Below are 22,601 nucleotides of genomic sequence, written 5' to 3' on the forward strand. Positions count from 1 at the left end.
TTCGGTAGTCGTTATTGTACGATTTCTGAACATTGTTTCCTGTTCAAGTTTTAGTTTAGAATAATGTTTTATGGTTGATAAGGAAAACTCTGAAGGGCTAGACGAGGGTAGATCCCAAATAGATTATATGGTAGGCGCTGATTCCAAGCCAGCTTCGGCTAAGCCTTTGCGTCTTGGGGAAAGGCTTATCAAGCTTGGTCTTCTTTCTGAGGATCAGTTACAGATAGTACTTACCGAGCAGAAGAATAGCAAAAAGTTGATAGGCGCTATTTTAGTTGATATGGGATTTCTTACCGAAAGCGCTCTTGGTGAGGTTCTCGCTGAGTCTTCTGGTACCCAGAAATTTGATCCAAAATCGGCGATGTTGGATTCACAAGTTGTCCATTTAATATCAAAGGATATAGCGTCACGCTACAAAGTGATGGCGGTTGGTTTTGAAAATGGCACCTTACAGCTTGCTATGAGTGATGTTTATAATGTTCTTGCCATAGATCAGGTAAGAAGATTTGTCCCCAAAAGTACTAAAATATCTCCTATTTATTGCACTGACTCTGAAATTTTGGAGCTTATAGACCAGTATTATGATTATGAAATATCAGTTGATGGGATTCTAAAGGAAATAGAAACTGGCATCAGAGACAATAGTAGTAAGCTAGACGGTAGGCAAGAGGGATATGTAAATCCTACGGTTCGTTTAGTAAATGCTCTTTTGGTTGACGCTATAAAAGTTGGCGCTTCTGATATACATTTTGAGCCTGAAGGCTCATTCTTGCGTTTACGTTATCGTATTGACGGTTCGATGGTTCAGGTACGCTCTTTCCACAGAGATTACTGGAGCGCTATGGTGGTTCGTATTAAAATAATGTCCGGTATGAACATAGCGGAATCACGTAACCCACAAGATGGTCGTATTTCGTATAACGTACTTGGTAGAGAAGTAGATTTTCGTGTCGCTACTCAGCCAACTGTTCATGGTGAAAATATCGTGATGCGCTTATTGGATAAGGCGAAATCACTTGTTCCCCTTGAGAATTTAGGGTTTTCTGAGCATAACATAGAGGTTCTTAAAAAACTTATAAAACGACCTGAGGGAATAATAATAGTCACAGGTCCAACCGGCAGTGGTAAGACTACTACTCTTTACTCTATACTTAGCTATATAAATAACATTGAGACCAATATAATGACATTAGAGGATCCAGTGGAGTATCAACTTCCGCTGATTCGTCAGAGTAGCGTTCGTGAGGGAGCGGGGCTTGATTGGCTTACTGGAATGAAGTCATTGATGCGTCAGGATCCGGATATTATATTTGTTGGTGAGGTACGTGACGCTGATACCGCTCTTATGGCTGTACGTGCTGCTCTTACTGGTCACCAAGTATATACCACCCTTCACACTAATGACGCTATAGGAAGTATAGCTCGTCTTGGTGATATAGGAGTACCAAGCCACCTTCTAGCTGGCTCTCTTATAGGTGCTTTGGCGCAAAGACTAGCGCGTAAACTATGTGTGCATTGCCGAGTTCCAAGAGAGGCAACGGCTGATGAATGTCGTATATTAGGTTCCGATCCTAAAGAACCACCACAGATTTATAATGCTACCGGATGTGAGAAATGTAATAAGAAGGGCTATAAAGGACGTACCGCGATTGTAGAGATATTGCGTGTAGACCGTCATATGGATGAGCTTATAGCTACCCACGCGACTAGACGTACTATCTTAGAGCATGCTTTGAAGGAGGGTTTTATCAGTATGCAGCAAGATGGTATAGCTAAGGTTCTAGCTGGAGAAATAACAATTGATGAACTTGTAAATACGATTGATTTTACTGAAAGGCTGTAAAATAATGCCTTCATATAAATATAGTTCAATAAATGATCGTGGACGTACCATACGTGGTGTTGTCGTTGCCGATAATGAAATTGACCTTGAAAATCGTCTTAAGGATATAGGTCTTGATCTAATAAGCGCTCGTGAGGTTAAAACTCGTGATAAAAGCGCTGGAAGGGGAACAAAGGTCAAGAATAAAGATCTTATAGTGATGTGCCTGCATTTGGAGCAATTAGACAGGGCAGGGGTTCCGCTGCATGACGCTATCGCTGATGTTCGCGATAGCACTGAATCAGCTAAGTTAAAAGATGTTCTCACTGGTGTTTATGAATCGGTAAAGACCGGAACGGTTTTTTCTAAGGCTTTGGAGGCGTATCCCAGAGTTTTTAATAACGTATTTGTCGGATTAATAGCCGCTGGTGAGAAAACAGGAGACCTCGCTATGTCTTTCCAAAATCTTGGAGAGCATCTTAAATGGGTAGCTGATCTACGACGTAAAGTAAAAAAAGCCATTCGCTATCCTATAGTTTTACTTGTTGTTTTGTCTTTGGTTATTACTGCTCTTATGATACTTACGGTTCCTAAAATGGTTGAGTTCATAGTGTCACAGGGGTTTGAACTGCCGATCCATACTAGAGCTTTAATAGCTGTGTCAGAAGCTTTTCAGAGTTATTGGTATGCGATACTTGGGATTCCTGTTGTTATATTTTTTATATTTATGCTTTTATATAACATAAGTGAACGTTTCGCTTATCGGGTTGATTATATAACGCTTAAAATTCCACTTATAGGATCGGTATCTCGTAAGATTGATATGGCGCGTTTCGCCAATTTTTTCGCTATTATGTTTAATAGTGGAATAGATGTTATAGATTCTTTAGAGGCGGCAAAAGGGGTTATCTCTAACCGTGTGCTTAAAGAGTCTATAGATTTGGTAAAAGTAAATGTTACTGATGGTAATTCTATAACTTCCAGTCTTCTTCTATCTCATCAATTCCCAAATTTGGTTATTAGGATGTTTAAGGTTGGTGAGGATAGTGGTAATCTTAAGGACGCTTTGGAGAATATAAAATTTTTCTATAACCGTGAGGTAAGTGACGCTGTTGATAATTTAGTCGGCTCAATACAACCAATACTTACCACCATTATGGGATTAATAATAGCATGGATTATAGCGGCGGTGTTTGGTCCTCTTTATGAATCATTTAGCAAATTGAATATTTAATAATTTTTTATTTATTATAAATAGTAATGTATAAGATAGTTATATTCGTTAGAATGTTTTTATAGCTAGAGCTATTTTGAGGAAGAGTTTTACTTATGGGTTTTTCATTAAAAGGTAAGTTTAGAGGCACTAATAGTAGGCCTAGTAGCTCAGTATCCCATACTTATTCTAAAGTAAAATCTGACGCTGATAATAAAGTAGGTGTCATTAGCCCGTTTAAGTCCACAACTGGTAATAAGTATGGTATTATTATTGGTGATGAAGGCGCGGTGTTAATTTATGTAGTTGGTAAGGACGTAAAAAGTCGCAATTTTATCGCGCAGGCAAGTCATGATAACCTAAAAGAATTCCATAATATTCTAGCCAAGGATAAAGAAGCTCCTATTTATCTGATCATTGACAGTATGGATCAGAATTTTTCACAGCAATCACTACCACCTATCAGTGCTCTTGGTGTACGAAAATTAATAAAACGGCGCATGGAAAGAGAGTTAGCGGCGGATGTTGTCAAGGGTTATATATTACTGGATAGAGATAAGGCAGGGCGGCGTGACTGGAATTTTTTAATGGTATCCCTAGAAAATAGTCCGCAGCTTAATGTATGGTTCGAGTTTACTGAGAGTTTGGATAATCGTGTTAATGGGGTTTACCTTCTTTCTATTGAGTCAGAGAATATAATTACGACTATTGATAAAGCACTTGGCATTAATCAAAAGAAGAAAAACAGCGTTAAGAATAGTGCCTCACGATGGAAGTTTTTTGTAACTCATAATAAGGTTGGTGGTGTTCGCCAAGTTATTATTAAAGATGGAAATGTGGTGTTCACTCGTCTTACTCAACCAGTTGGTGAGGAAACAGCGGAGGTTGTTGTTGGTAACATAGAGCAAGAAATGCTAAGTACGATTGAGTACATAAGACGCTTATCTTTTGACTATAAGCAAGGTATTGATATTTATTTATTGGCATCTGATGAGATCGGAGAGCTGATTGATACCTCAAATATGCAGCCGAACAATGTACATAAATTTACCCCATATGAACTTTCTCAGCTATTTTCAATAGGTGGCGCGGCGCAACAGATGGATCGTTTTGGTGACGTAATATTGACTGCCTTTATTACTTCCAGTTCTTCCCATAGATTAACGTTATTCTTACCTAAGATGGAAAAGGTAAACAAGATCTATAATATAATAAGATATCAGTGGGTAGCTTCTATTATACTGGCTATCTCCATGATTTCGTACGTAGGTTTTATATGTTTTAGTATATACTCCAAAATTGTTGATATAGATGATCTTGATAAGCAGAAAACACTCAGAAAATCTGAATTTGATAATGTAAACAAAAAAATTAAGGAAAGTGGCATAGAGGTTAAAAGAATCAGTGATACTGTATTTTTGTATGATAAGATAGTAGAGGAGAATACTTCACCTATCGCTCTTTTATCAAAAGCCCGTTCCGCGATTATAAAGGCTGTTTCAATAAGGGAAGTATATTGGGGAGAAGAGCAGACTGGTAAATCTCTAGGAAATCCATCCGCAGATAATAGTAATGCTAAACTAAGTATTGTTCTTCGTTTTCCAGAAATCTCTAATACTGAGGAGGCGTTTAGAGCGGTGGCTAGGAAAGTGTTACTGGATCTGCGTAAGGAATTACCAGAATATGATATTTATTATACAAAATTACCTGATGCTATATCCAAAAAAACTGAGTCTGAGGAGATAGTGTTTAATGATAATAAAGATGTCATGATAATTGACAAATCATCTTTGGAAGCGACTTTATCATTTGTTAAGAAAGGTAGTGGCACCGTAAGCGATATCTCTACAGGGCAGGATGGTTCCTCAACTGATAAATTAATTGGGCTAGGACGATAATGAAAATATCAGATATTAGAAATAAGCTCATAAAGCAGACAGTGATAATTACTCTTATCCTGATCTTTATATCCTGTATAATATGGTATCTTCTTATGGTTGATAGTGACTATGAAAGTGAAATAAATGGTCTAAAGACAGAGGTAAATAATTTTACCAGAAATGCCAACAGTCTGGCGGCGGAATATAAAGAAGTTGTAGGTCTTGCCAATAAATACGAGGATATACAAGATAAGCAAAGAAAAAATATGCTTATAGTTAGTAAAACGGTATTGCGTGACAAGGTTGGTTCTATTCGTTCTAAATATAATTTGGATATAACAGAAGTAAGAATGAGTGGGATAGTTCCTTCCAATAAACCAGAATATAATAGGCAAACAAGCTTTATTGAATCCAGTGTTGTAGATCTTAAGATGAACACGCTATCTGACTTAGATGTTTTACAGTTCATAGGTAATTTGAGTAAATTATTCTCTGGAGTAAGAATCAACAGCCTTAAAATGTCTGTAAATAGTGATATAGATAACAAGGTTTTACTGGAAGTTAAAAGTGGTGGTTTCTTTCCTGTAGTAAAAACAGAGCTATCTTTTACATTATTTGGTATCAGAGGCCTAAACAATATGGATGATGGGCTAACAGAAGAAAATACTAACTCATCATTTCAGCCTACTAAGAATAATAGTAGGATTAGGTTAAGGTAGCGATTTATGATAAGAAAAATATATTATATAATAACGTTATTTTTCATGTTTTTAATTTGTCAACCATCATATTCACAAGTCAAAATTAATGTTGATAATGACAAGAATGATGAGCAAGAGAGCGTAAGAATAGAAAGTTTATTTTTTACAGCGGATGAAATCAAGGCTATAAAAAATGCAAGAAAGTTTTATGAAAAAAATCGTGAGACTGGTGGTGGAAAGGAATTAAGTGAAGATGATTTTTTAGAAAGTTTAGAAAAAATATCATCGTTAAAAGGTGATAGTGGTTCTGCTGTTTTTACCTATCCACAATTTTATCTTTCTTCTATTGCCTATTACACTCCCAACAAATGGGTTTTATGGCTAAATGGTAGAAAATTTACTAAAGGAGTAAAAAGTGAGATAGCTGATATTGAGATAGTCTCAATTAATAAGGACGCGGTTACGATTGACTGGTACCCTAAAAGAATGGATAAAGTCGTTGATGTACAGGATTTCACGAAAGATAATCCTGTAAGGGTAGATATGTTGAATAATGTAGTAACTTTTACCCTAAGACCAAATCAGACTTTTTCCTCTTACTCAATGCAAGTTATAGAAGGTCGTGTGCAACCAATTACTATAGATTTGCGTGAGGATTTATCGCCAGAGATAGTTGGCAATACCACTCCGTGAATTTGTGAATTAATTGGAAAATTAAAATTTTAATATGTAATGTTTTCAATCTAAAAGGAAGACAATGAATAATTCACCTTTGTTACTAGATAGCGTCAGTAAAAATTATTCGGGAATTAACGTACTGGATAATGCAAGTCTCTCTTTAAGTGCTGGAGAGATTTTTGGTCTTATCGGGCTAAATGGCGCCGGCAAAACAACCATGATAAAAATTATACTAGATCTTATCAATAAGCAGGATGGTAGCATTCAGATATTCGGCAATGTGAAAAACAATATAGAGTCACGTTCTAATATCTCGTATCTTCCCGAAAAATTTCAACCATCCCGTTATCTTAAAGGAACTGAGTATTTAGAACTGTCACTTGCGTATTATGGAAAAAAATTGGATAAAGACAAGGCTAGAAAAAAAGCTATAACTCTTGACCTTAATCCTGATGTGCTTGACTCAAAAGTTGGTTCTTACTCAAAAGGCATGGGACAAAAATTAGGACTTGTCGGAGCTTTTCTTACTGATGCTTCTTTTCTTATATTAGATGAGCCAATGAGTGGGCTAGATCCACGAGCTAGGATTAGATTAAAGAATGAACTAATTAGTAATAAAAAACTTGGGAAAACCATCTTTTTTAGCTCACATATACTTTCTGATATTGATGAGATATGCGATAGAATAGCCATTCTCCATGAGGGCAGCCTGCATTTTATCGGAACACCAGCGGAATTTAAGCAAAAAACCGCCTGCGATTCCCTAGAACAAGCGTTTCTTAAAACGATAGAGTGATCCCAAAGTGGTTTAGAATCGTATTTATCAATTTTCTGATAAGCCTACCGTCTTTTTCGCTTCTGTTAGGGTTTGGTAAGCCTCATCCCACAAATTACTATTCCCATGCTTTAGAATATTTAGGCATTTCTCCTTCTCCACCAAATATATTTTGGCGAATCCTTTATCATATTTTACTATACTTTCTGTATTATGGATTAAATCAGCGAGCTTTATGGTAGCGCCTTGTGGACTACTCTTCGCCAGATGTTGCCGGTCAATTTCTTTGCGCTTCGCTCTGTTCCCATCTTCCGGTTTGGAAATATCACTTACCTCAAGAACAAGATCAGCGACCTTTTTTCCAAAATTATCCTTTATTTCCTCGTAACCTATCTCAGTATCCTCAATAACATCATGCAGAAGAGCCGCGATTATTACATCATTGTCGTCATTATATATGGATACTTTTTTAGCGACAGCCAGCGGATGAGTCCAATATGGCTCACCAGTATATTTGCGCTTCTGCTCGCCATGCGCTTTTTTACAAAATTCTAATGCCTCTTTATCTATCATAACAGCAGGATTATATTAGCGTGAATGGTAATAATACAAGGATTTTGTGAAAAATAGCAAAGACCAGAGAAGAAAAATCTGATGACCCTTACGGATTAAAAACCGATTAATTATAACTTTGAACTAACAATATAATTCTGTCATAAAATAATAAGGGGCTTAAGTAGACCGAATTGATATATGCTAATTTCGTGCCAGTTCCTTGTTTTTATTCAGTATTATTGTTTAGTTGCATTATGAAGCATAAGAAAAAAAACGCAGAATCTACAAAACTGATAGGCATTATCGGTGTTATTGCATTTTTTTATTTGGCGTATCGTACTTTTCCAAAAGTTTTGACTATTCTTTGGTTGATTGGTGCGGCATATTTTTTAATACAGATTTTTATCAAAGATAAAAATAAGCGTGGCTTGCTACGAGTTCCTTTTTTTATGTTGTTTGGCGCATACCTTATTAACAGGGGATATATCGTCTATTCTGATTATTCAGAACATATAGCCAAATATTCTTTAGATTTTATTATTGGTGGTTTGTTATGGCTTTGGTCAGTAACTTACATTGTTGTGTATTGGTTATCTAAAGGTACTACTAAGGAAAGGTGGCGATCATATAAAAAACGTGAGCAATCAATAAAAGATTTTCGCGTTCGCGTTTCTAACTCACTTATTGGAAAAAAGTATTTAGAAGCAGAAATTTCAGATAACACTAAGTTGAAGATGATTGGCTATGTTAACGGATGCGAATCCCCACCTTTTGATTTTATAGGGTGCATAATCAAGAATGGGCAACCTATACCGTTTCGCTTGCAATTGCCGTTAATAATTATCGAAATTGATTCAGTGCCGATTGTAAGTCTTTGTCTCACGCACATTGGCTTTGATTTAAAAATGTTATCACGGCATAGAGATTGGTCGCCTAGTTATGATAAAACCATTTTCCCTAATAATGAATTTCATGGTTATGAATTTAAGTCAAAGGATGAGTATGAAGAAATAAAACAAGAAATTTCTGATGGGACAAAGAAACTATTTATTCAGTCTGTTATAGATGGCAAGCCACTGGCATATTGTGTAGAAGTTTGTTTTTGGGGAAAAGAATGGCCTTATGAGTATCACTCTAAAGACACACCAAGTTACAAACTGGAAACAGGAACTATATACTCAACTGCTTCCAACTACCTATATGAAGATAGTGACTATAGAAGTCTTTTCTCATTATGTGATTATTTAGATGATGCCGTAGGCAGTACAAAACTCAATGCCAGAGTATATGACTATGTCTCAAATCGTAGAATAAATAAATCAATTAAGAATAGAGATTTTTCTGAAACCCTTGCTAAGGGTTTATCTAATTTGAGAGAAGCAGAAGAAAAAGTTAATAATGATATTAACGAGTGGATTAAGAAACACAATATAAAGGCATTATCTGGTATCACCTTTTTAGAAGAATATAAAAAATGGGAAACAGAAAAGAAGAATCCTAGCTTTAAACGTGAGATCTTGAAAAGGATACTATTAAAAAATAGAAAATTTGGCGAAGAGGTATTTGCGATAAGAAATAAAGTCATAGAAACCGCCAAAGCAGAGGCCAGATTATTGGATACTTAGCCGTTGACATGGTTGAACAATCCGCTCAAGCGGTAGCATCACAATGTTTCATGAGAAGAGTAAAAAGGTAGCATTTTGCGCTCAAGCACAAGCTATGCTATCAAAAATGCTGCCAAAAGTCGTGGTTGCAGGCGAATGGTGGTGAAAACCAGCGAACCGTGGATTGTTATAAGCTGCTCAAGATAAACCGTAAAACGAACAAAAGCGAACGAATACAAGCTGTTAAATGGGGACTCCTACGGATTAAAAACCGACTAAATATAGCTTTGAAATAGAACTATATTTCCGTTGTAAAATAATAAAATGCTACCGATTGTGCGACCGAAAAGCGTGGCTGTAGGCGGTCGTTGGCGGTTTTCGGCGAATATATTTGATTGTTACTGCACTATTACAGTTCGAAAGGTCAGCGATATGCGCCTGCCACGAGTGATTTTTTGACCATTTACAATATCGGCTTCGCGCTGGGGTATTGCGTGTTGCCATTTATAACGCGCCTCACCAGAAAATGTAAGCAAACTTCTTGGTTCAAGAAGCTGAGAAAATTTTTTGCCAGTTTCAATATGCATAAATTCCATAACGCAGGGGGTACATACGCTTATACTAGCAATTGTTTCACCAAAACATGGAACACAGTCAATATGTGACGTTATACCTTGCCCTGCCTGATATTCATTAATAATTACTTGGTCAGGAATTTTGGCAAAAATCTTATTGGCGCAAAGCTCACCACATAAACCAGCGAGCCAATCAGGAATCGCGCCTATTTTCAAATCTGGCGTTATTCTCCGTGCTTTATAATCATATTTATAACCATAATGCTGCACACGCCGTTTGAGGTCAGAAAAGCCCAAGGCTCACCATCAATTTTCTGAAGCAAAAACTCTTCTATTTTGCATCAATATAATCAGGAAAATAATTCAGCCCAGAAATAACTGGTTTCTTATCATCGTCAAACAAAGACATCTGCGATAAAATAGCCGACATATTTTTTCTGCTTCCAATTATTCCAAATGAAAAACCCATGTGCTGAATTTATCATGGTTTTCTAGCGCACTTCCACTTTGATGCGTCATGGTATGTTCATAGCCGATAAAATCACTTGGTTCAAATGGATATATTGTTGGCTTAGCAAAACCAGCCTCTTTTGCAGCATCTTCAAATTGAAACGCACCGTGATAGTGCGGACTATCCACCGCTGATATTAACACAGCACCGTCATTTACCAACAATCGCGCAGCATTATTTAGAAAATTACTCACTAAAATAAAGTTGGGATTATGATCATCTATCGGTTCTCTACTGCCAGCATGAGGAAATTGAAAAATTATAGTTTCAAACCTTTTGTCAGAAAAAATATCTGCTATTTTGCTTGCGTTTATACCGTGTAGAACTTCAGCACCCAGTATCCGTAATTTTTTAGCATTGTCTTTTGCATCTTGCGAAAGTTCGTTCACCTTTTCAAAGGTGGTTGCTGTTATAAACGCTGGATTAATTGATTGCTTGCGAGCAAGGCTTAGTGCAAAACTAAGATTCCCTTCGCCGACCAATAGAGTTTTTCCTTTTGCGACTTGAGCAACAAAATCAAACTTTACATTCTTGCGTAATAAATATCGCAAATAACCATCAATACACTTTATTTCTCTTGCTTGACCTATCAGTCCAAAATCTAGACTAATGGAAATAAGCTCTTGGCTTTTTAAGCCAAGCTCGCAGATGGTTTTGTATATACTGTGGTTCATAGCATTGGTGTAAATTTGTCATTTCCCAATTTTATGACTTCGCAAATGTTCTGGAAAGAGGGAAAAACTGGATATTTATAATGCAGTATCAATGGAATTTGAATTGGTCAGATAAGACATTGGTATTTAAGAGTAAATAATTTAACGATGCATCAATGTGCTGCTATTTTAGCTATAAAATCTCTGGTTGTCGGCGGTCAGTCACGGACATCTACGGACAAGAAATTTCAAACCAACCGCCCTTTTAGCATTTTTGTGTGATTTTTTACAATTCCGCATGTTCATAGATGTTCACCATTGTTCGTAATTGTTCACGGTTGGATAGAATTTATACCAACTATCCAGCGCATTGAACAGAAACAACAATGTTGTTTTTGCAATTTATGTGTACTGCTTTATGTGCTGCGATTTCTTGGAAAATTCTCTATTTTGGTTCATCACCACCTCTATAATATTTATCTCTCCACTCTTTCTTTTCTTCTTTTTGCTCGGTCTGATTAGGCAGTGTATTTTTATAAAGTGGTTTCATTATTGCGGTTATTGATTCTTTGAAAAAATAGGCAATGCCTAGAATCATGCCCGCAAAGGCAAGTCCTATCACGGCTTGCACCCATGGGGTGAGTTGCGAAAATTTATTTAGTAGGTCGGCTGAGAAGATATACTCGTTCATGTTTTTAGCTCCACATTTATGTTAATCAAACATAAGCCACCACCAGAGCATCAAAAGATGAGCCAGTGGTGACTGGGAGCTAGTTACACGAGAAAAGACCGTGCCTACCTAATTTACGGCAAGCCGCTATTGTATTCGGCAGACTCCCAGCCATAAGGCATGGGAGCCGAATTTTCGTATCGGACAAATAACGCTTTTCTGAGGGGTAACTAGCCCCAGAACGGCAACACACCATTCCACCACCAACCATATATAGAGGCTTAGTGAATGTAAAATACTTAATGAAGGCTGATTTTATTAAAAATCATCCATTGGCGTAAGTGGAATGGTGGATACGATTGTTTTTCGTTGTTGCTCTATAAGCTCGGAAACAACCTTCGCGTCCTGAGGCGATATTTCTCCTGCGCTTATGGCTTGAAGCAGCTTATCTATGGCAGGAATTAGGTCAAAAATAGTCTTAACGCTGCCGATTTCAAAATATACTGGTAAATCTTTACGCGGTGGGCAGATGCGCTCCATAACCAGTTTAATCGCCATCATATCGCCTGCTTTTGCTCGCTCTATAACCGTGCGCGTTATTTCTTCGGCTTCATCTTCCAGTAGCTCCAGCATCGCCATAGTTGTTTTGTTGCGACTGCCTTTCGGTCTGCCACTTGGATTTCCAGACTTACCTTTTTCAAACTGCTTGCCTCGCTGTTTTTTGGTTGTTTTTACAGCGAAAAGCTCATCATCTTCCTCATCATCAAACATAAAAATATCCTTTGTTAATCATAAGTATATTATACTTTGAAGAGTAGATTTTTTACATAAAAAGTGGCGACTTATCGCAAAACTATATATCAAAATTTTGGTAACGGTAACGGATAAAAATATACCTAATTATCATTATTGGTAATAACTATAAATTTTGTTTTTTACTTCTATCTTACCCAACTAATGGTTATAAACTGCACGAACCTGATTGCGTTCGCAGTGAGCAAGTTGTCGCTCAATGACATCAGCACGATAGCCGTTTTCATTTAATATGGTACTGGCAGTGGCACGGAAGCCGTGACCTGTTGCTTGTTCCTTGAATCCCATTAAGCTAATTGTTTTAAGGAATGTATTTTCGCTGATTGTCTTGCGTGGATTGGCAAAGCTAGGGAAGATATAGCCACTATAGCTATTGCCTGTTATCTCACGAAGTTTTTAAGTAATATAAGGCTTTGTTTTGAGAGGGGAATAATATGCGGTGATTTCATTTTCATGCGCTGTGCAGAGATGCGCCACAAAATTCTCCCAATCAATTTCTTCCCACTTCGCGCCACGCAGCTTGGCTGTACGCACAAGGTAAGAATAAGAAGTTGAAATCCCCATTTAACAACTGGATTTCCATTGCAACCACCATAATGTTTATTGAGGTCATAATTATTCAGAGTTTTAGGAAGTCAGGAAGTTGGCTTTCGCTCAAATGGTTTTACTTTGGACTGGTGTTAATGCTCCTCTTAAATCCTGTGTAATATCGCGCTGCACTTTACCACAGGCTACGGCATAGCGGAATCTTTGGTGGTTTGCAACATGCGCTGGGCAATATGGGGTTTGCCTGCTGCTTCGATCGGGCGGATCACATGCAGCAATTCTTGCGGTGATTTCAGTAATCGGCTTTTTGCCGAGTTTGGAAAGAATGTTAGCAGAAAGACGCTTCATGATGTTTTCAGCGTGTTTCGGCTGCCATGTATATTAACGCTGTCCGTGCCATTCTCGCTATGGCTTCAAAATTATTTTCGTGTTTTAATTCGTTATCCAATCGCTGTTGACGACGATCTTCGACTGGGTCAATTCCTTTAAGCAAAAGTCGTTGTTTTTCCAGTTTTATTTCTCGTGCTTCCTGCAATGAAAGAACCGGATACTTACCAAGAGCAATTTGCTTGCGTCTATTGTTATGGCGATAAGCTAGCCGCCATGTTTTTGTGCCGTTAGGAGTGATGAGCAGGCTTAAATTATCACCATCCATGAGATGGTAAGGTTTATCCTGTGGTTTTGCGTTTTTGCATTGCGATGTTGGTTAGCTTCATATCAACCTCTTTAGTAACATTGTTATTTTGGTGAATGATGGCGAATGGCTACGACCATCCACGAACAAAATAATAAGAAATCAGATAGTTACATAGAGAATTTCTACATTTTTAAAGGTCGTTTAATAAAGCGGTTTTCACACCCATGCCGTTGAACGGATTGAATAAGCTGCCAAACTATTTAGGCGGATAAAATATGCCTACAATCATAAATGGATTGTTGCTGCGCCTGATATGCCAATATTTACTTGTGCCAAAATAGATAAATATCACGAGTTCTTGTAATTGGTTCAGATATTTTTCTCTTAAAATATTTGCAATTTTGCTCTGCGCGTGCCATGTATGCGTATAAACTACGGCATAGTTGGTAAATTTCCCAATCCAGTATTTGTAGTTTGCTCCGCTTTCCTAGCTGATCAACAAATGTATAAAATTTGAATGGCACAGCCTTAACTAACCGTTCGGCTTGCTCCTTAGATATTTGTTGTTTTAGGGTACAAGTTTTTTGGCTGCGTACTTTTAGCGAAGTATCGCGCTCAACGAAAAACCGATCAATCGTTTTGGCTTGAATGTGGCAAGAGATGTTGAATGTTTGGTATCGCGTGCCTCATGTATGAGCGTATCAAGATTATAATATACCTTGCTTAGTACGAGTTTTTTTGCGCTCTTCCCAAGATTTTTGTGTATCCAGACAATTAAGAGGCTTAATATCATAGCTAATTTATAGCTTTCGAATCTTGGGTCTTTCGCATCCTTGATTATATCTGCTTCAATCCATTGGTATTTCTTGAATTGTTGATTTTTATCTAAATTGCGAAATGGAACAAGGGAGGTAAATACGAATCCATTTTCCTTCCTCACGAAAATAACTGGTCAAACTGTTTCTGTGTATTTTGAAGAAAGAAGAGGATAGGTTTTGACTGTTACGAAGATGCTAAATTGCGCTCTGTTTGAGGTTCTGATGTTTGCATGACTCAATATGTTCTATTTTATAAGTGAATTGTTCCCTAGCCTTTAATGCCAACGCTTACGGCTGCGGTGGCAATGATATGGATCAGCTTCAAAGCAGGTTATTGCCACGCGATGTTTATCTTCAATAATTTTTGCAATTCTTCTAGTTTTGCCTGTCCTTTTAATATTGTGGTTTTGGTCATATTCTTTGAATAGTTGCTCGTAATCTTTATATGTGGTCAAATTTTGGCCTTTTTCGGACTCAATGCCTAACTCTGGCATGTGCAGATATTCTATATGACACGCGGTAAAATATTCGCCAGCTCTGCTTTTGAAAACCCATATTTCTGGCTGAAGGCATTTTGCGAGCCCATCAATAATTTACACTGGCTATGCCGTAGCAAATTTATATATGCTTCTGGGCTGATACCTTCATAACCAATCGTATAAATATGATTTCGTCAGAAATTTGAGGTGTAGACTTAGGGTAATGCTCGGCTATATAAAGATTCAGTTCTTCATCACTTTGCGTCAGGCATTTATTTTAAATCTGGTGCAATCTTTTCAAAAAATCCAGTTCAGTTGCAAAACGCTTATTAGTTGGCTTCAACAACTTCATCGGCTTTTTCAAGCAGCTTTTTATGTGTTAGAATTCCTTTGTCTTCTTTAACTTGTAGCGAGTATGGTGCACCTCCTAGAGGGATAAATTCATAATATTCATCACGCTTAATAAACTCCTTGCAGTATAAAAACAGTAATCGTTGAAGCCGTGCATCACTCGCTGTGCCGCCGATCTCTTGCAACACCGCCAGTAATATTTTCATTCTATGGACGCGTCATAATCCTACCTCTATCCTTGGCAGGTTATCATCGTGTGTAGAGGTTATGGAAGAGTAAAAATCTAATAAATTACCCATGCCGTTGATATGGTTGAACAAGCTACCAAAGCGGTAGCATCACGCTGTTTTAATAACACGGTAAAAGGTAGCATCTTTGTGCTGATTTCTGCACGATGCTGTCAAAAATGCTGAAAGTTGCGGCTGTAGGCCGGATGATGGTGAAAACCAGCGAACTGTGGATTGTTACAAGCTATTGGAGAGTAACCGTAAAACGAACAAAAGCGAACACTTACAAACAGGGTGGTGGTGACTCCTACGGGAATCGAACCCGATGTTCCCACCGTGAAAGGGTGGTGTCCTAACCGCTAGACGAAGGAGTCATTCTACATATTGCTGCAGGGAGTGGTAATATCTTCATATTTACCCATTTAGTCAATAGAAAATTACAGATTTTTATAGTCTTTTGAGATAGTCATATCCTTATCACAAACGACAAGGTTACCACCGCCATCCATTATCTAAGCGGTGTAGACTTTATTTAGGACTCAGTATTTCGGTTATATTTGCTAAACCTAGTGGATAGCCATATAGTAAGCTTGGTATTAAGAAAACTCGCCCCCGTAAGCAAAATTATAAGGTGACTGCTCAGCTCCATTTTCAATGGCTGTATCGTGGTGCTCACGCTCATCTTCCTGAATTTGCTAATATTTTCCTTTAACTCTGCTTCACCATTAATCACGGATAATTCTTGCTCTTGACCGGCGTAATGATCATCTATTACTTTTTCCACCGCTACAGTACAGGCCATAGCCGCTTTTCTCCCATAATGGCGGTAATACTCCAGAGCAAAGCCACCAATATGCCACAAAGGCATCAGAGCGGTAGGGCGAACCTGCCTTTACCATAATATCAGAAAAATAATCCAAATGTTCTTGTTCCTGCTCTTCCATATGACGGAGAGTATCACCACAGGACAGTCCGCCAAGTATAGCGATTTGCCCAGCGTAAATACGTTTCGCGCCATACTCCCCAGCGTGATTAGCGAATCATTCTTTTTATTTTATCCTTAGTGGGTAATTCTCCAGGAAGAGGGGTGTTGTACGCTATTTTCCATTATAATATTTCTTTCTATTTTTATTAGGATTATGGACATACAGATAAACACCAAACTCGCAGCTATCATATTCCACATTGCCATTGAAAGACCAAATATATAGGCCATTGCTTGCTTACAGCTAACCAGAGGAGCGTTCATTATCGCCGCTCTTATCTCCTCAAGAGTTTGACCAGAGCCGCCACCGCTTGAGCAGGCGGATGGACCTTGAAAATATCATACTCAACACCTTTCACTATGGTAGGCGGCGATTCCGGCGTCAACAAGTAGCAAAACGGTCAGAAATACGGTAATTATATATAGTTTCTTAGCCGATTTTATCAACAAACCGCCCTATTATTCCCACTACAATGATAATAGCGTAAGGTATTCGCTGATAAATACATAAATCACAAGGGTATAGCTCAAATCCATACTGACCGATAAGAGCTGAGCCCAGCATGAAACTGCTAAATAGTACATAGCCAGAGCAGCAGCCTCACAGATACTTTGTTGATTGCAGAGAATATCGTCATACCTATGATAATATTCCCTATATCACAAAATGCAATAAACTATATTAATTAACTTGTATAAGGGTGAGCTAGAAGCGATAGCTGATACCAGCACCGAAAATCCATGGATCAGGATTTTGCTTTGGCGGTTACGGCCATGTGTATGTATGTTGGCTGTGGGGATCAAGCTTTTTTTTTTTAATCGCAGGTTAAATGGATCTATCGTCGCATATAAGTTGAAGAAGCATCGTCTGAAAAAATGTGTATAGTTAATGCCAGCACCTACATACGGACGGATAGCCCCATGTGGGTTTATGTGATATTGCGCGGTAAGGGTAGGGGAGAAGCCATACACTGCCGAGATCCAGATTGCCCAAACCGGTATTTACCGCTCCCATATCATGAGGGCTTACCGCAGCTATAAGTTCCGCGGCGAAATGATCGGTGAAGAAATAAGTAAAGTCAACCTCAGGTACAAAGCTGTTATCTGCTGTAACTTTGCCACCAATAGATGTATAGGTTCTCTCATCAGGCATAACGTTAAGTATGCGACCACGAATCATGAAGCGCTCTTTAGCGTCCCAGCTTTTTTCCATTTACGGTCTTATCTTCAACGAAGACATAGCGCTGGTTGATAATAAAAGAGACGTAACAGCAAAAATGTTTAATGCAACCTTTTGATTGATTCCATAATAACACTCCAAGATAATTAGTTGATCTATTAGTATGTCAAATGTATTTGATTTATTAAATTATGTTAGTGTCTTGTTAACATCGCAATGGAGAGTTTTTCTGGATTAGTGTTGTAATAATTACACATTTTATTAATGTGTTATAATATTTTTGGTTATTGTTATTTTTTTATGTATAACTTTTCTTGACCATATTTAAGCTATGTTATAGCACTCTAGTGAAGTATATTTGATATTTGATGACTCTATATTATGCCCCTGTGGTGGAATTGGTAGACGCGGTAGACTCAAAATCTACTGTCCGCAAGGACGTGCTGGTTCAAGTCCGGCCAGGGGCACCATTGTTTCGTTTTGATACAATCAGTTGATTAGTATATTTAGACTCTCTAAGACATAGTATTAAATAAATTCTTCTTGCGCATATTTAGCTAATATGCTAAATATAAATATGACTGTAGATTCCACTATTTTTCATGCTCTATCGAGCCACATACGGCGAAGAATTTTGGCGTACTTATCACAAGTTGGAATCGATATGATGACATAGCTGAGCGTTTGGCGTATCTAAGCCAACTATTTCGAGACACCTGAGTATTCTTGAGAACGCCAAGTTAATTAAGTCGCGACGAAAAAGGAGCAGTATATTTATTACAACCTCAATCGTGAGCACCTAGTGAGCGAGATGTGCATTTCTGGCCGATTTTTGTCCTAAAAAGCAGAGAGTTCAAAAAAGAGAGTAAATCGATTGCCAAATCAAAAAAAGTAAGGGTGAAAATGGTAGTGACGCCTATAAAGTAAACTCCCTTATTATTGGTCCTGATGTGGACCCGGTATCGGAAGCGTTTACTGGGATCCGTTTCGTTCCATGTGGGGTAGCGGAATGCTTGTAGGAGCAATGATTTTAGGCCCACTATTTTTTACATGGGGTGCTTTTCTTTTATTTGTGATTTTCTTGAGTTGACTATGTGCGTCGGTCACTCGGTTTGGTTTTCATCGCCGCCTTATTCATCACACTTTTGAATGTCCGAAATGCATAAGACTGCGCATACTTGTTACTTTGGTGTACTTGTTGGCATGCATGGCCCATTTTGGGTAATTCATTGCACATGACATACGTGACTGGGCGTCAGCCTGTTTGTCATGATTATCTTCGTCACGTTGGGGGTATTGTTAGAGATGGTTGGTGGAACCTTCATTGTAGGTTGAAACTGGACAATCTACCTGGATTTGATCCTGAAGCTGCTGACGATAAATTCTATCAATTTCTACAACGCACGTGGGCTTGGCACCAACTTCCCTTTGCTGTTCTTTTCTACGCTATAGGTGGGTGAGCCACATGGGTGGTATGGGGCGTCATTGTTCGCGTTGCTGTGGGTGTTCATATGCATTGGTTTGTTGGTTATTTATGCCATACACATGGTACGCAGGACTGGTTAGTAAATGATGGTGCGGTGCAAGCACGCAATGTGGTGTGGGCAGCTATTCCCTCGATGGGTGAATGCTGGCATAATAATCACCATGCATTTCCAGCATCAGCAAAACACGGAGTATACCCTGGACAGCTAGATATAGGTTACCATTATGTGCGTTTGCTTGAGCGTATAGGTTTAGCTTCAATATCAAAACACCTGAAATCTTGCCTCCACGGTCTGGAATTACCCCTATTACACAAAGCAAGCCGAAGAGACGTTAAAACAGCAACAGATTAACCAACAAAAAAAATAAATGCCACAGCTTAGAGGTAGCCGAACATTACATATACTGTTGAACGTGTGTTCAACCTCATAAATAAATCTTGAACAATATCCAGACATTTTGCCCTATGTAAAAGGTGTATCTATTATAGAAGGCAAAAAGGATTCAATTGCTGCGGATTTAAACTTAGGTCTGAGTATGATTTCCTTCACATATCGATGTCATATTACTTTCCTCAAAAATGAGAAAATTATCGTTACATCTGAATCGAGGTTATTCAAAAAACTTCCAATCAGAATGCAAATTTACAGATGTAGATGACCAATCAACAAAAATATTTTATACGCTAGATGCTACATTTAAGAACCCTATTTTAGAGCTTGCAGCAAAAGTAGCCTTACCAATACCGACACAATTTACGATAGACGCATTTGAAAACCATTTGGATGCGTCATGTTAATTATCAACGACTTAAACTCAAGTGAGGTTCTAATAACGTCCACCAAGGTGCACCATCCTTCACAATTGGCTTTGGAGAAATTTGTCGCAATTACGTTTGCTTATTTCGCATGCTCCACGCAACGACCACAGTTCTTAGAGCAATAATCATTAGAAAAATACGCTAATTGGAAATCTTTATGAACGGCTTGGTAATAGCCCACCGTTATATAACCCAAAAATAGACCAGAAGTAAATGCCAGTAAAACAAGTAAAGCTATATATCTTTTTCTCATTCAAGCTATATTCTTAAAAGACAAACCAGTATAACTTCTAAGTTAAATGGAGCGGGTGAAGAGATTCGAACTCTCGACATCGACCTTGGCAAGGTCGCGCTCTACCCCTGAGCTACACCCGCTTGGCATATATTTTGAAAACTTGTATTTCCGTTACATGCGTCAAGGGAGTGCATAATATGCGTTCTTTTTCATTTTGCAAGTATTTACTTTATAAAAAATAATCTGTAGAATTATCCTTCGCGATAACTAACGTTTACGGCTATTTTATGGTTAAATTTGACGAAACTATGCTTGAGATAATAGTTTGCCCTCTATCTAAGGGTAGATTACGCTATGATATTGAAAAGCAAGAGCTAATTAGTGAAGAATCTTCTCTTGCCTATCCCGTACGTGATGGGATACCAGTTATGTTGGTTGAGGAAGCGAGAAAGCTTGATAATAAATAATAAACTGGTATTATTAATACGAACTATATGATTTTTAACGTGAGGTATCTATGTTTAATTTAATTCCACGCAAGCTTATTTTTACCGCTTTTATACTTAGCGTGATTACTGGTTGTTCCAATGCTCCGCCTGATCTTAAGAGTCCGTGTGTTGGCGCTGAGGGCAGCCCGTGCGAGCGCCGCCCAGTAAATAACAATCAGGTGTAGATTCGGCTATTTGTTTTGCGATAGCTCTTTTATTGCTTCCTCACTTAGGGGAGCGTTGCGTATTCCTTCTTCTCCGGGTAGCCAGATTAAGCTAAGATTTTTCGGGTTTCTAGCGAATACACGTTCTTCTGTTACCATACCAAGATTGGGTGGAATGTTATTTTTGGAAAGACCGGCAACCACATATGGTCCGTCATTATACATACCGATAACCACACGTGGTCGGTCAACAAATACTGGAGAACCGCTAAGACAATCCAGTACATCCTTTGCTGATTGTGGAGATGATCCTTTACTCAAATGATGTACAACTAAGATCGCGGAATTTTTTTCTATGGCGAAATCTTCTATAGCATCAAAAAAATCACTTACCGCTTGTGCATTATCTTCATCACCGGATAAATATTTACGTGCTGGATCTATTACTATAAGCGGGACATCGGGAATTTTTCGTAAGTTTTTCATATGTTGTGAAAAGCTAACATGTTCTCCAAAATCAGTACGCTGAAAGACTAGCCGGTTTGCTTTATTTTCTGGATCAAGCATTTTTGCTCTCGCTCTAAATATCTGATGACCATCCTCACCAGAAAAGAATATGGTAACTCCGCCACATTCACTTATGTCTACCGGTTGTCCAAGCCATGTGGGATTTGCGTTCCCATTGCTATGGTCGGTCGCGGTTATTACACATAACTCATGTGATATAGTGCTTTTACCGGCTCCATTAGCTGCGGCGAGAAGACTTACTGAGCCACGTGGTAATAAACCGGGTATAAGAAAATGAAATTCATCATCACCTTCCTCAGAGGTAGCGCTACCAGCCGCGTCAAACAGATTAATATCTTTTGCCACCATGTTGAATAGTCTTAAATTATTATCAATATTCTCAATATTTATACCAAATTTTTTATATAAAGAATGATGACGTTCATAAGCATTCCAGCATTTGTCAGCATCTAAAAGACGTTGTGATGAGATAGATATTTCTTTTATAAAATCGCCGTCAATGCTCAAATATTCTTCTTCAGCAAAAATTGACATTATATTATCATGCTGAAATAGACCGTTATTGGTCAAATAGGAAATTCCAGAAAGAAAATAGGAGCTGGCGTATAAGTCGCTTTGTATATCTGTTATCTCGTACAACTCCCTGCATCCCTCCACGGTTCTACCATCCTCAAGAGGTGGTTGTGGTGTGTTGCAAAATCCTATTACTTTAAGGCCACTATTCTCACTACCACCACGATTAAAATTGCCAACGAATACTCCCAACTCGTCAAGTCTCTCCGTTGGTAAATTATTTAGTTTATTTACGCCAAGACTAAGCGCGCTACACCAAACTATACCTGAGCCAATTGGCTTGTAGTTATCATTTTTATCTTTGTGGTGAATAATCGGGTTAAGCAGCAAAGTGCTGTTTGGAAGTCTACCATCTTGATAATATTCTATTATTTTTTCTATAGCGTGTTCTGTCTGTTCTTCATTGAACCAAAAACTTAATCCTTCTTCCTTAGACCTGAAGGGAATTTGCTGTTCATTGGTATATAGATTCATATATCCGTCAAGACCGACATTTTTATGAGCTAGCCATAATATTCTAAACTCATTAGCTAATAATTTTTTTATGTCTTCTTTATGGTCATTCATAATTTTTTATTTCTTTTTACGATGTTAATTATATGTTGGATATGAATAAATATTAGGCTAATTATAGT

At 38.0% G+C, this 22,601-nt stretch carries 22 protein-coding genes, 3 tRNA genes and 2 pseudogenes; 11 read left to right on the plus strand and 16 right to left on the minus strand.

The window, feature by feature from the left end:
• The first annotated feature begins 70 nt into the window (after positions 1-70).
• From R3D71_03595 to R3D71_03620, 6 genes are all read left to right on the plus strand, one after another.
• Complete coding sequence (locus R3D71_03595; GenBank protein ID MEZ5690735.1) at positions 71-1,843, plus strand: ATPase, T2SS/T4P/T4SS family; 1,773 nt, start codon at positions 71-73, stop codon at positions 1,841-1,843.
• A 4-nt stretch (positions 1,844-1,847) separates the two neighbouring features.
• Positions 1,848-3,056 (plus strand): type II secretion system F family protein, encoded by a 1,209-nt coding sequence (locus R3D71_03600; protein MEZ5690736.1) that lies wholly within the window; start codon positions 1,848-1,850, stop codon positions 3,054-3,056.
• 95 nt (positions 3,057-3,151) lie between these two features.
• The gene (locus R3D71_03605; protein ID MEZ5690737.1) at positions 3,152-4,933 is read left to right on the plus strand and encodes a hypothetical protein; all 1,782 of its coding nucleotides are present in this window, start codon (positions 3,152-3,154) and stop codon (positions 4,931-4,933) included.
• Positions 4,933-5,634, plus strand: coding sequence for a hypothetical protein (locus tag R3D71_03610; protein MEZ5690738.1), 702 nt, complete (start codon positions 4,933-4,935; stop codon positions 5,632-5,634). The genes R3D71_03605 and R3D71_03610 overlap by 1 nt, the downstream gene beginning before the upstream one ends.
• A 6-nt stretch (positions 5,635-5,640) precedes the next feature.
• Positions 5,641-6,309 carry a hypothetical protein gene (locus R3D71_03615; GenBank protein MEZ5690739.1) on the plus strand — a complete coding sequence of 223 codons (669 nt, stop codon included), beginning with the start codon at positions 5,641-5,643 and terminating at the stop codon, positions 6,307-6,309.
• 64 nt (positions 6,310-6,373) lie between these two features.
• Positions 6,374-7,090 carry an ABC transporter ATP-binding protein gene (locus R3D71_03620; protein MEZ5690740.1) on the plus strand — a complete coding sequence of 239 codons (717 nt, stop codon included), beginning with the start codon at positions 6,374-6,376 and terminating at the stop codon, positions 7,088-7,090.
• Between the two features lie 27 nt (positions 7,091-7,117).
• Here the strand turns inward: R3D71_03620 and R3D71_03625 are convergent, their stop codons facing one another.
• On the minus strand, positions 7,118-7,642 hold the full coding sequence (locus tag R3D71_03625) for an HD domain-containing protein (GenBank protein MEZ5690741.1): 525 nt from the start codon (positions 7,640-7,642) through the stop codon (positions 7,118-7,120).
• Between the two features lie 236 nt (positions 7,643-7,878).
• Here R3D71_03625 and R3D71_03630 point away from each other — a divergent pair, with 236 nt between their 5' ends.
• On the plus strand, positions 7,879-9,249 hold the full coding sequence (locus R3D71_03630) for a hypothetical protein (protein MEZ5690742.1): 1,371 nt from the start codon (positions 7,879-7,881) through the stop codon (positions 9,247-9,249).
• Positions 9,250-9,626: 377 nt separating this feature from the next.
• On the opposite strand, the gene R3D71_03635 is transcribed toward R3D71_03630, so the two are convergent.
• The 12 genes and pseudogenes from R3D71_03635 to R3D71_03690 form a co-directional block, all read right to left on the minus strand.
• Complete coding sequence (locus tag R3D71_03635; protein MEZ5690743.1) at positions 9,627-10,100, minus strand: alpha-ketoglutarate-dependent dioxygenase AlkB; 474 nt, start codon at positions 10,098-10,100, stop codon at positions 9,627-9,629.
• Positions 10,101-10,250: 150 nt separating this feature from the next.
• Positions 10,251-10,988, minus strand: coding sequence for a class I SAM-dependent methyltransferase (locus tag R3D71_03640; GenBank protein MEZ5690744.1), 738 nt, complete (start codon positions 10,986-10,988; stop codon positions 10,251-10,253).
• 424 nt (positions 10,989-11,412) lie between these two features.
• Complete coding sequence (locus tag R3D71_03645; GenBank protein ID MEZ5690745.1) at positions 11,413-11,658, minus strand: hypothetical protein; 246 nt, start codon at positions 11,656-11,658, stop codon at positions 11,413-11,415.
• Between the two features lie 297 nt (positions 11,659-11,955).
• A complete protein-coding gene (locus R3D71_03650; GenBank protein MEZ5690746.1) occupies positions 11,956-12,408 on the minus strand; it encodes a DUF5681 domain-containing protein in 453 nt (150 codons plus the stop codon).
• A gap of 438 nt (positions 12,409-12,846) precedes the next feature.
• Complete coding sequence (locus R3D71_03655) at positions 12,847-13,014, minus strand: hypothetical protein (protein MEZ5690747.1); 168 nt, start codon at positions 13,012-13,014, stop codon at positions 12,847-12,849.
• Positions 13,015-13,104: 90 nt separating this feature from the next.
• Positions 13,105-13,344 carry a hypothetical protein gene (locus R3D71_03660; GenBank protein MEZ5690748.1) on the minus strand — a complete coding sequence of 80 codons (240 nt, stop codon included), beginning with the start codon at positions 13,342-13,344 and terminating at the stop codon, positions 13,105-13,107.
• 7 nt (positions 13,345-13,351) lie between these two features.
• A pseudogene (locus R3D71_03665) lies at positions 13,352-13,684 on the minus strand (Arm DNA-binding domain-containing protein).
• A 1,042-nt stretch (positions 13,685-14,726) separates the two neighbouring features.
• Positions 14,727-15,044 carry a DUF488 domain-containing protein gene (locus R3D71_03670; protein ID MEZ5690749.1) on the minus strand — a complete coding sequence of 106 codons (318 nt, stop codon included), beginning with the start codon at positions 15,042-15,044 and terminating at the stop codon, positions 14,727-14,729.
• A gap of 215 nt (positions 15,045-15,259) precedes the next feature.
• The gene (locus R3D71_03675; protein MEZ5690750.1) at positions 15,260-15,487 is read right to left on the minus strand and encodes a hypothetical protein; all 228 of its coding nucleotides are present in this window, start codon (positions 15,485-15,487) and stop codon (positions 15,260-15,262) included.
• Positions 15,488-15,806: 319 nt separating this feature from the next.
• Positions 15,807-15,882: transfer RNA gene (locus R3D71_03680), tRNA-Glu, on the minus strand.
• Positions 15,883-16,040: 158 nt separating this feature from the next.
• Positions 16,041-16,388, minus strand: a pseudogene (locus tag R3D71_03685) (demethoxyubiquinone hydroxylase family protein).
• Positions 16,389-17,379: 991 nt separating this feature from the next.
• Entirely contained in the window at positions 17,380-17,706 is a 327-nt protein-coding gene (locus R3D71_03690) for an OmpW family outer membrane protein (protein ID MEZ5690751.1), read from the minus strand.
• A 350-nt stretch (positions 17,707-18,056) separates the two neighbouring features.
• Here R3D71_03690 and R3D71_03695 point away from each other — a divergent pair.
• Both R3D71_03695 and R3D71_03700 read left to right on the plus strand, forming a co-directional pair.
• Positions 18,057-18,143, plus strand: a tRNA-Leu gene (locus R3D71_03695).
• Positions 18,144-19,184: 1,041 nt separating this feature from the next.
• Positions 19,185-19,511 (plus strand): hypothetical protein, encoded by a 327-nt coding sequence (locus tag R3D71_03700; protein MEZ5690752.1) that lies wholly within the window; start codon positions 19,185-19,187, stop codon positions 19,509-19,511.
• A gap of 546 nt (positions 19,512-20,057) precedes the next feature.
• On the opposite strand, the gene R3D71_03705 is transcribed toward R3D71_03700, so the two are convergent.
• Positions 20,058-20,231 (minus strand): hypothetical protein, encoded by a 174-nt coding sequence (locus tag R3D71_03705; GenBank protein MEZ5690753.1) that lies wholly within the window; start codon positions 20,229-20,231, stop codon positions 20,058-20,060.
• Positions 20,232-20,278: 47 nt separating this feature from the next.
• Positions 20,279-20,353 (minus strand) — tRNA-Gly (locus tag R3D71_03710).
• Positions 20,354-20,500: 147 nt separating this feature from the next.
• On the opposite strand from R3D71_03710, the gene R3D71_03715 reads away from it, so the two are divergent.
• Positions 20,501-20,680 carry a Trm112 family protein gene (locus R3D71_03715; GenBank protein MEZ5690754.1) on the plus strand — a complete coding sequence of 60 codons (180 nt, stop codon included), beginning with the start codon at positions 20,501-20,503 and terminating at the stop codon, positions 20,678-20,680.
• Between the two features lie 50 nt (positions 20,681-20,730).
• Entirely contained in the window at positions 20,731-20,886 is a 156-nt protein-coding gene (locus R3D71_03720; protein MEZ5690755.1) for a hypothetical protein, read from the plus strand.
• Positions 20,887-20,892: 6 nt separating this feature from the next.
• Here the strand turns inward: R3D71_03720 and R3D71_03725 are convergent, their stop codons facing one another.
• Positions 20,893-22,533: an AAA family ATPase gene (locus R3D71_03725; GenBank protein MEZ5690756.1), complete on the minus strand. Its 1,641-nt coding sequence runs from the start codon at positions 22,531-22,533 to the stop codon at positions 20,893-20,895.
• Positions 22,534-22,601: the final 68 nt, after the last annotated feature.

Source organism: Rickettsiales bacterium, from assembly GCA_041396965.1.
Classification (GTDB): domain Bacteria; phylum Pseudomonadota; class Alphaproteobacteria; order Rickettsiales; family SXRF01; genus SXRF01.

Bases quoted from the DNA above. Each gene is read 5' to 3' on its own strand.
- R3D71_03620 (MEZ5690740.1), top strand. From the start codon at position 6,374: ATGAATAATTCACCTTTGTTACTAGATAGCGTCAGTAAAAATTATTCG.
- R3D71_03615 (MEZ5690739.1), top strand. From the start codon at position 5,641: ATGATAAGAAAAATATATTATATAATAACGTTATTTTTCATGTTTTTA.
- R3D71_03650 (MEZ5690746.1), bottom strand. From the start codon at position 12,408: ATGTTTGATGATGAGGAAGATGATGAGCTTTTCGCTGTAAAAACAACC.
- R3D71_03655 (MEZ5690747.1), bottom strand. From the start codon at position 13,014: ATGGGGATTTCAACTTCTTATTCTTACCTTGTGCGTACAGCCAAGCTG.
- R3D71_03705 (MEZ5690753.1), bottom strand. From the start codon at position 20,231: ATGAGAAAAAGATATATAGCTTTACTTGTTTTACTGGCATTTACTTCT.
- R3D71_03610 (MEZ5690738.1), top strand. From the start codon at position 4,933: ATGAAAATATCAGATATTAGAAATAAGCTCATAAAGCAGACAGTGATA.
- R3D71_03605 (MEZ5690737.1), top strand. From the start codon at position 3,152: ATGGGTTTTTCATTAAAAGGTAAGTTTAGAGGCACTAATAGTAGGCCT.
- R3D71_03715 (MEZ5690754.1), top strand. From the start codon at position 20,501: ATGGTTAAATTTGACGAAACTATGCTTGAGATAATAGTTTGCCCTCTA.
- R3D71_03645 (MEZ5690745.1), bottom strand. From the start codon at position 11,658: ATGAACGAGTATATCTTCTCAGCCGACCTACTAAATAAATTTTCGCAA.
- R3D71_03675 (MEZ5690750.1), bottom strand. From the start codon at position 15,487: ATGAAAATATTACTGGCGGTGTTGCAAGAGATCGGCGGCACAGCGAGT.
- R3D71_03700 (MEZ5690752.1), top strand. From the start codon at position 19,185: ATGCATTGGTTTGTTGGTTATTTATGCCATACACATGGTACGCAGGAC.
- R3D71_03625 (MEZ5690741.1), bottom strand. From the start codon at position 7,642: ATGATAGATAAAGAGGCATTAGAATTTTGTAAAAAAGCGCATGGCGAG.
- R3D71_03630 (MEZ5690742.1), top strand. From the start codon at position 7,879: ATGAAGCATAAGAAAAAAAACGCAGAATCTACAAAACTGATAGGCATT.
- R3D71_03640 (MEZ5690744.1), bottom strand. From the start codon at position 10,988: ATGAACCACAGTATATACAAAACCATCTGCGAGCTTGGCTTAAAAAGC.
- R3D71_03600 (MEZ5690736.1), top strand. From the start codon at position 1,848: ATGCCTTCATATAAATATAGTTCAATAAATGATCGTGGACGTACCATA.
- R3D71_03725 (MEZ5690756.1), bottom strand. From the start codon at position 22,533: ATGAATGACCATAAAGAAGACATAAAAAAATTATTAGCTAATGAGTTT.
- R3D71_03595 (MEZ5690735.1), top strand. From the start codon at position 71: ATGGTTGATAAGGAAAACTCTGAAGGGCTAGACGAGGGTAGATCCCAA.
- R3D71_03660 (MEZ5690748.1), bottom strand. From the start codon at position 13,344: ATGAAGCGTCTTTCTGCTAACATTCTTTCCAAACTCGGCAAAAAGCCG.
- R3D71_03690 (MEZ5690751.1), bottom strand. From the start codon at position 17,706: ATGGAAAAAAGCTGGGACGCTAAAGAGCGCTTCATGATTCGTGGTCGC.
- R3D71_03720 (MEZ5690755.1), top strand. From the start codon at position 20,731: ATGTTTAATTTAATTCCACGCAAGCTTATTTTTACCGCTTTTATACTT.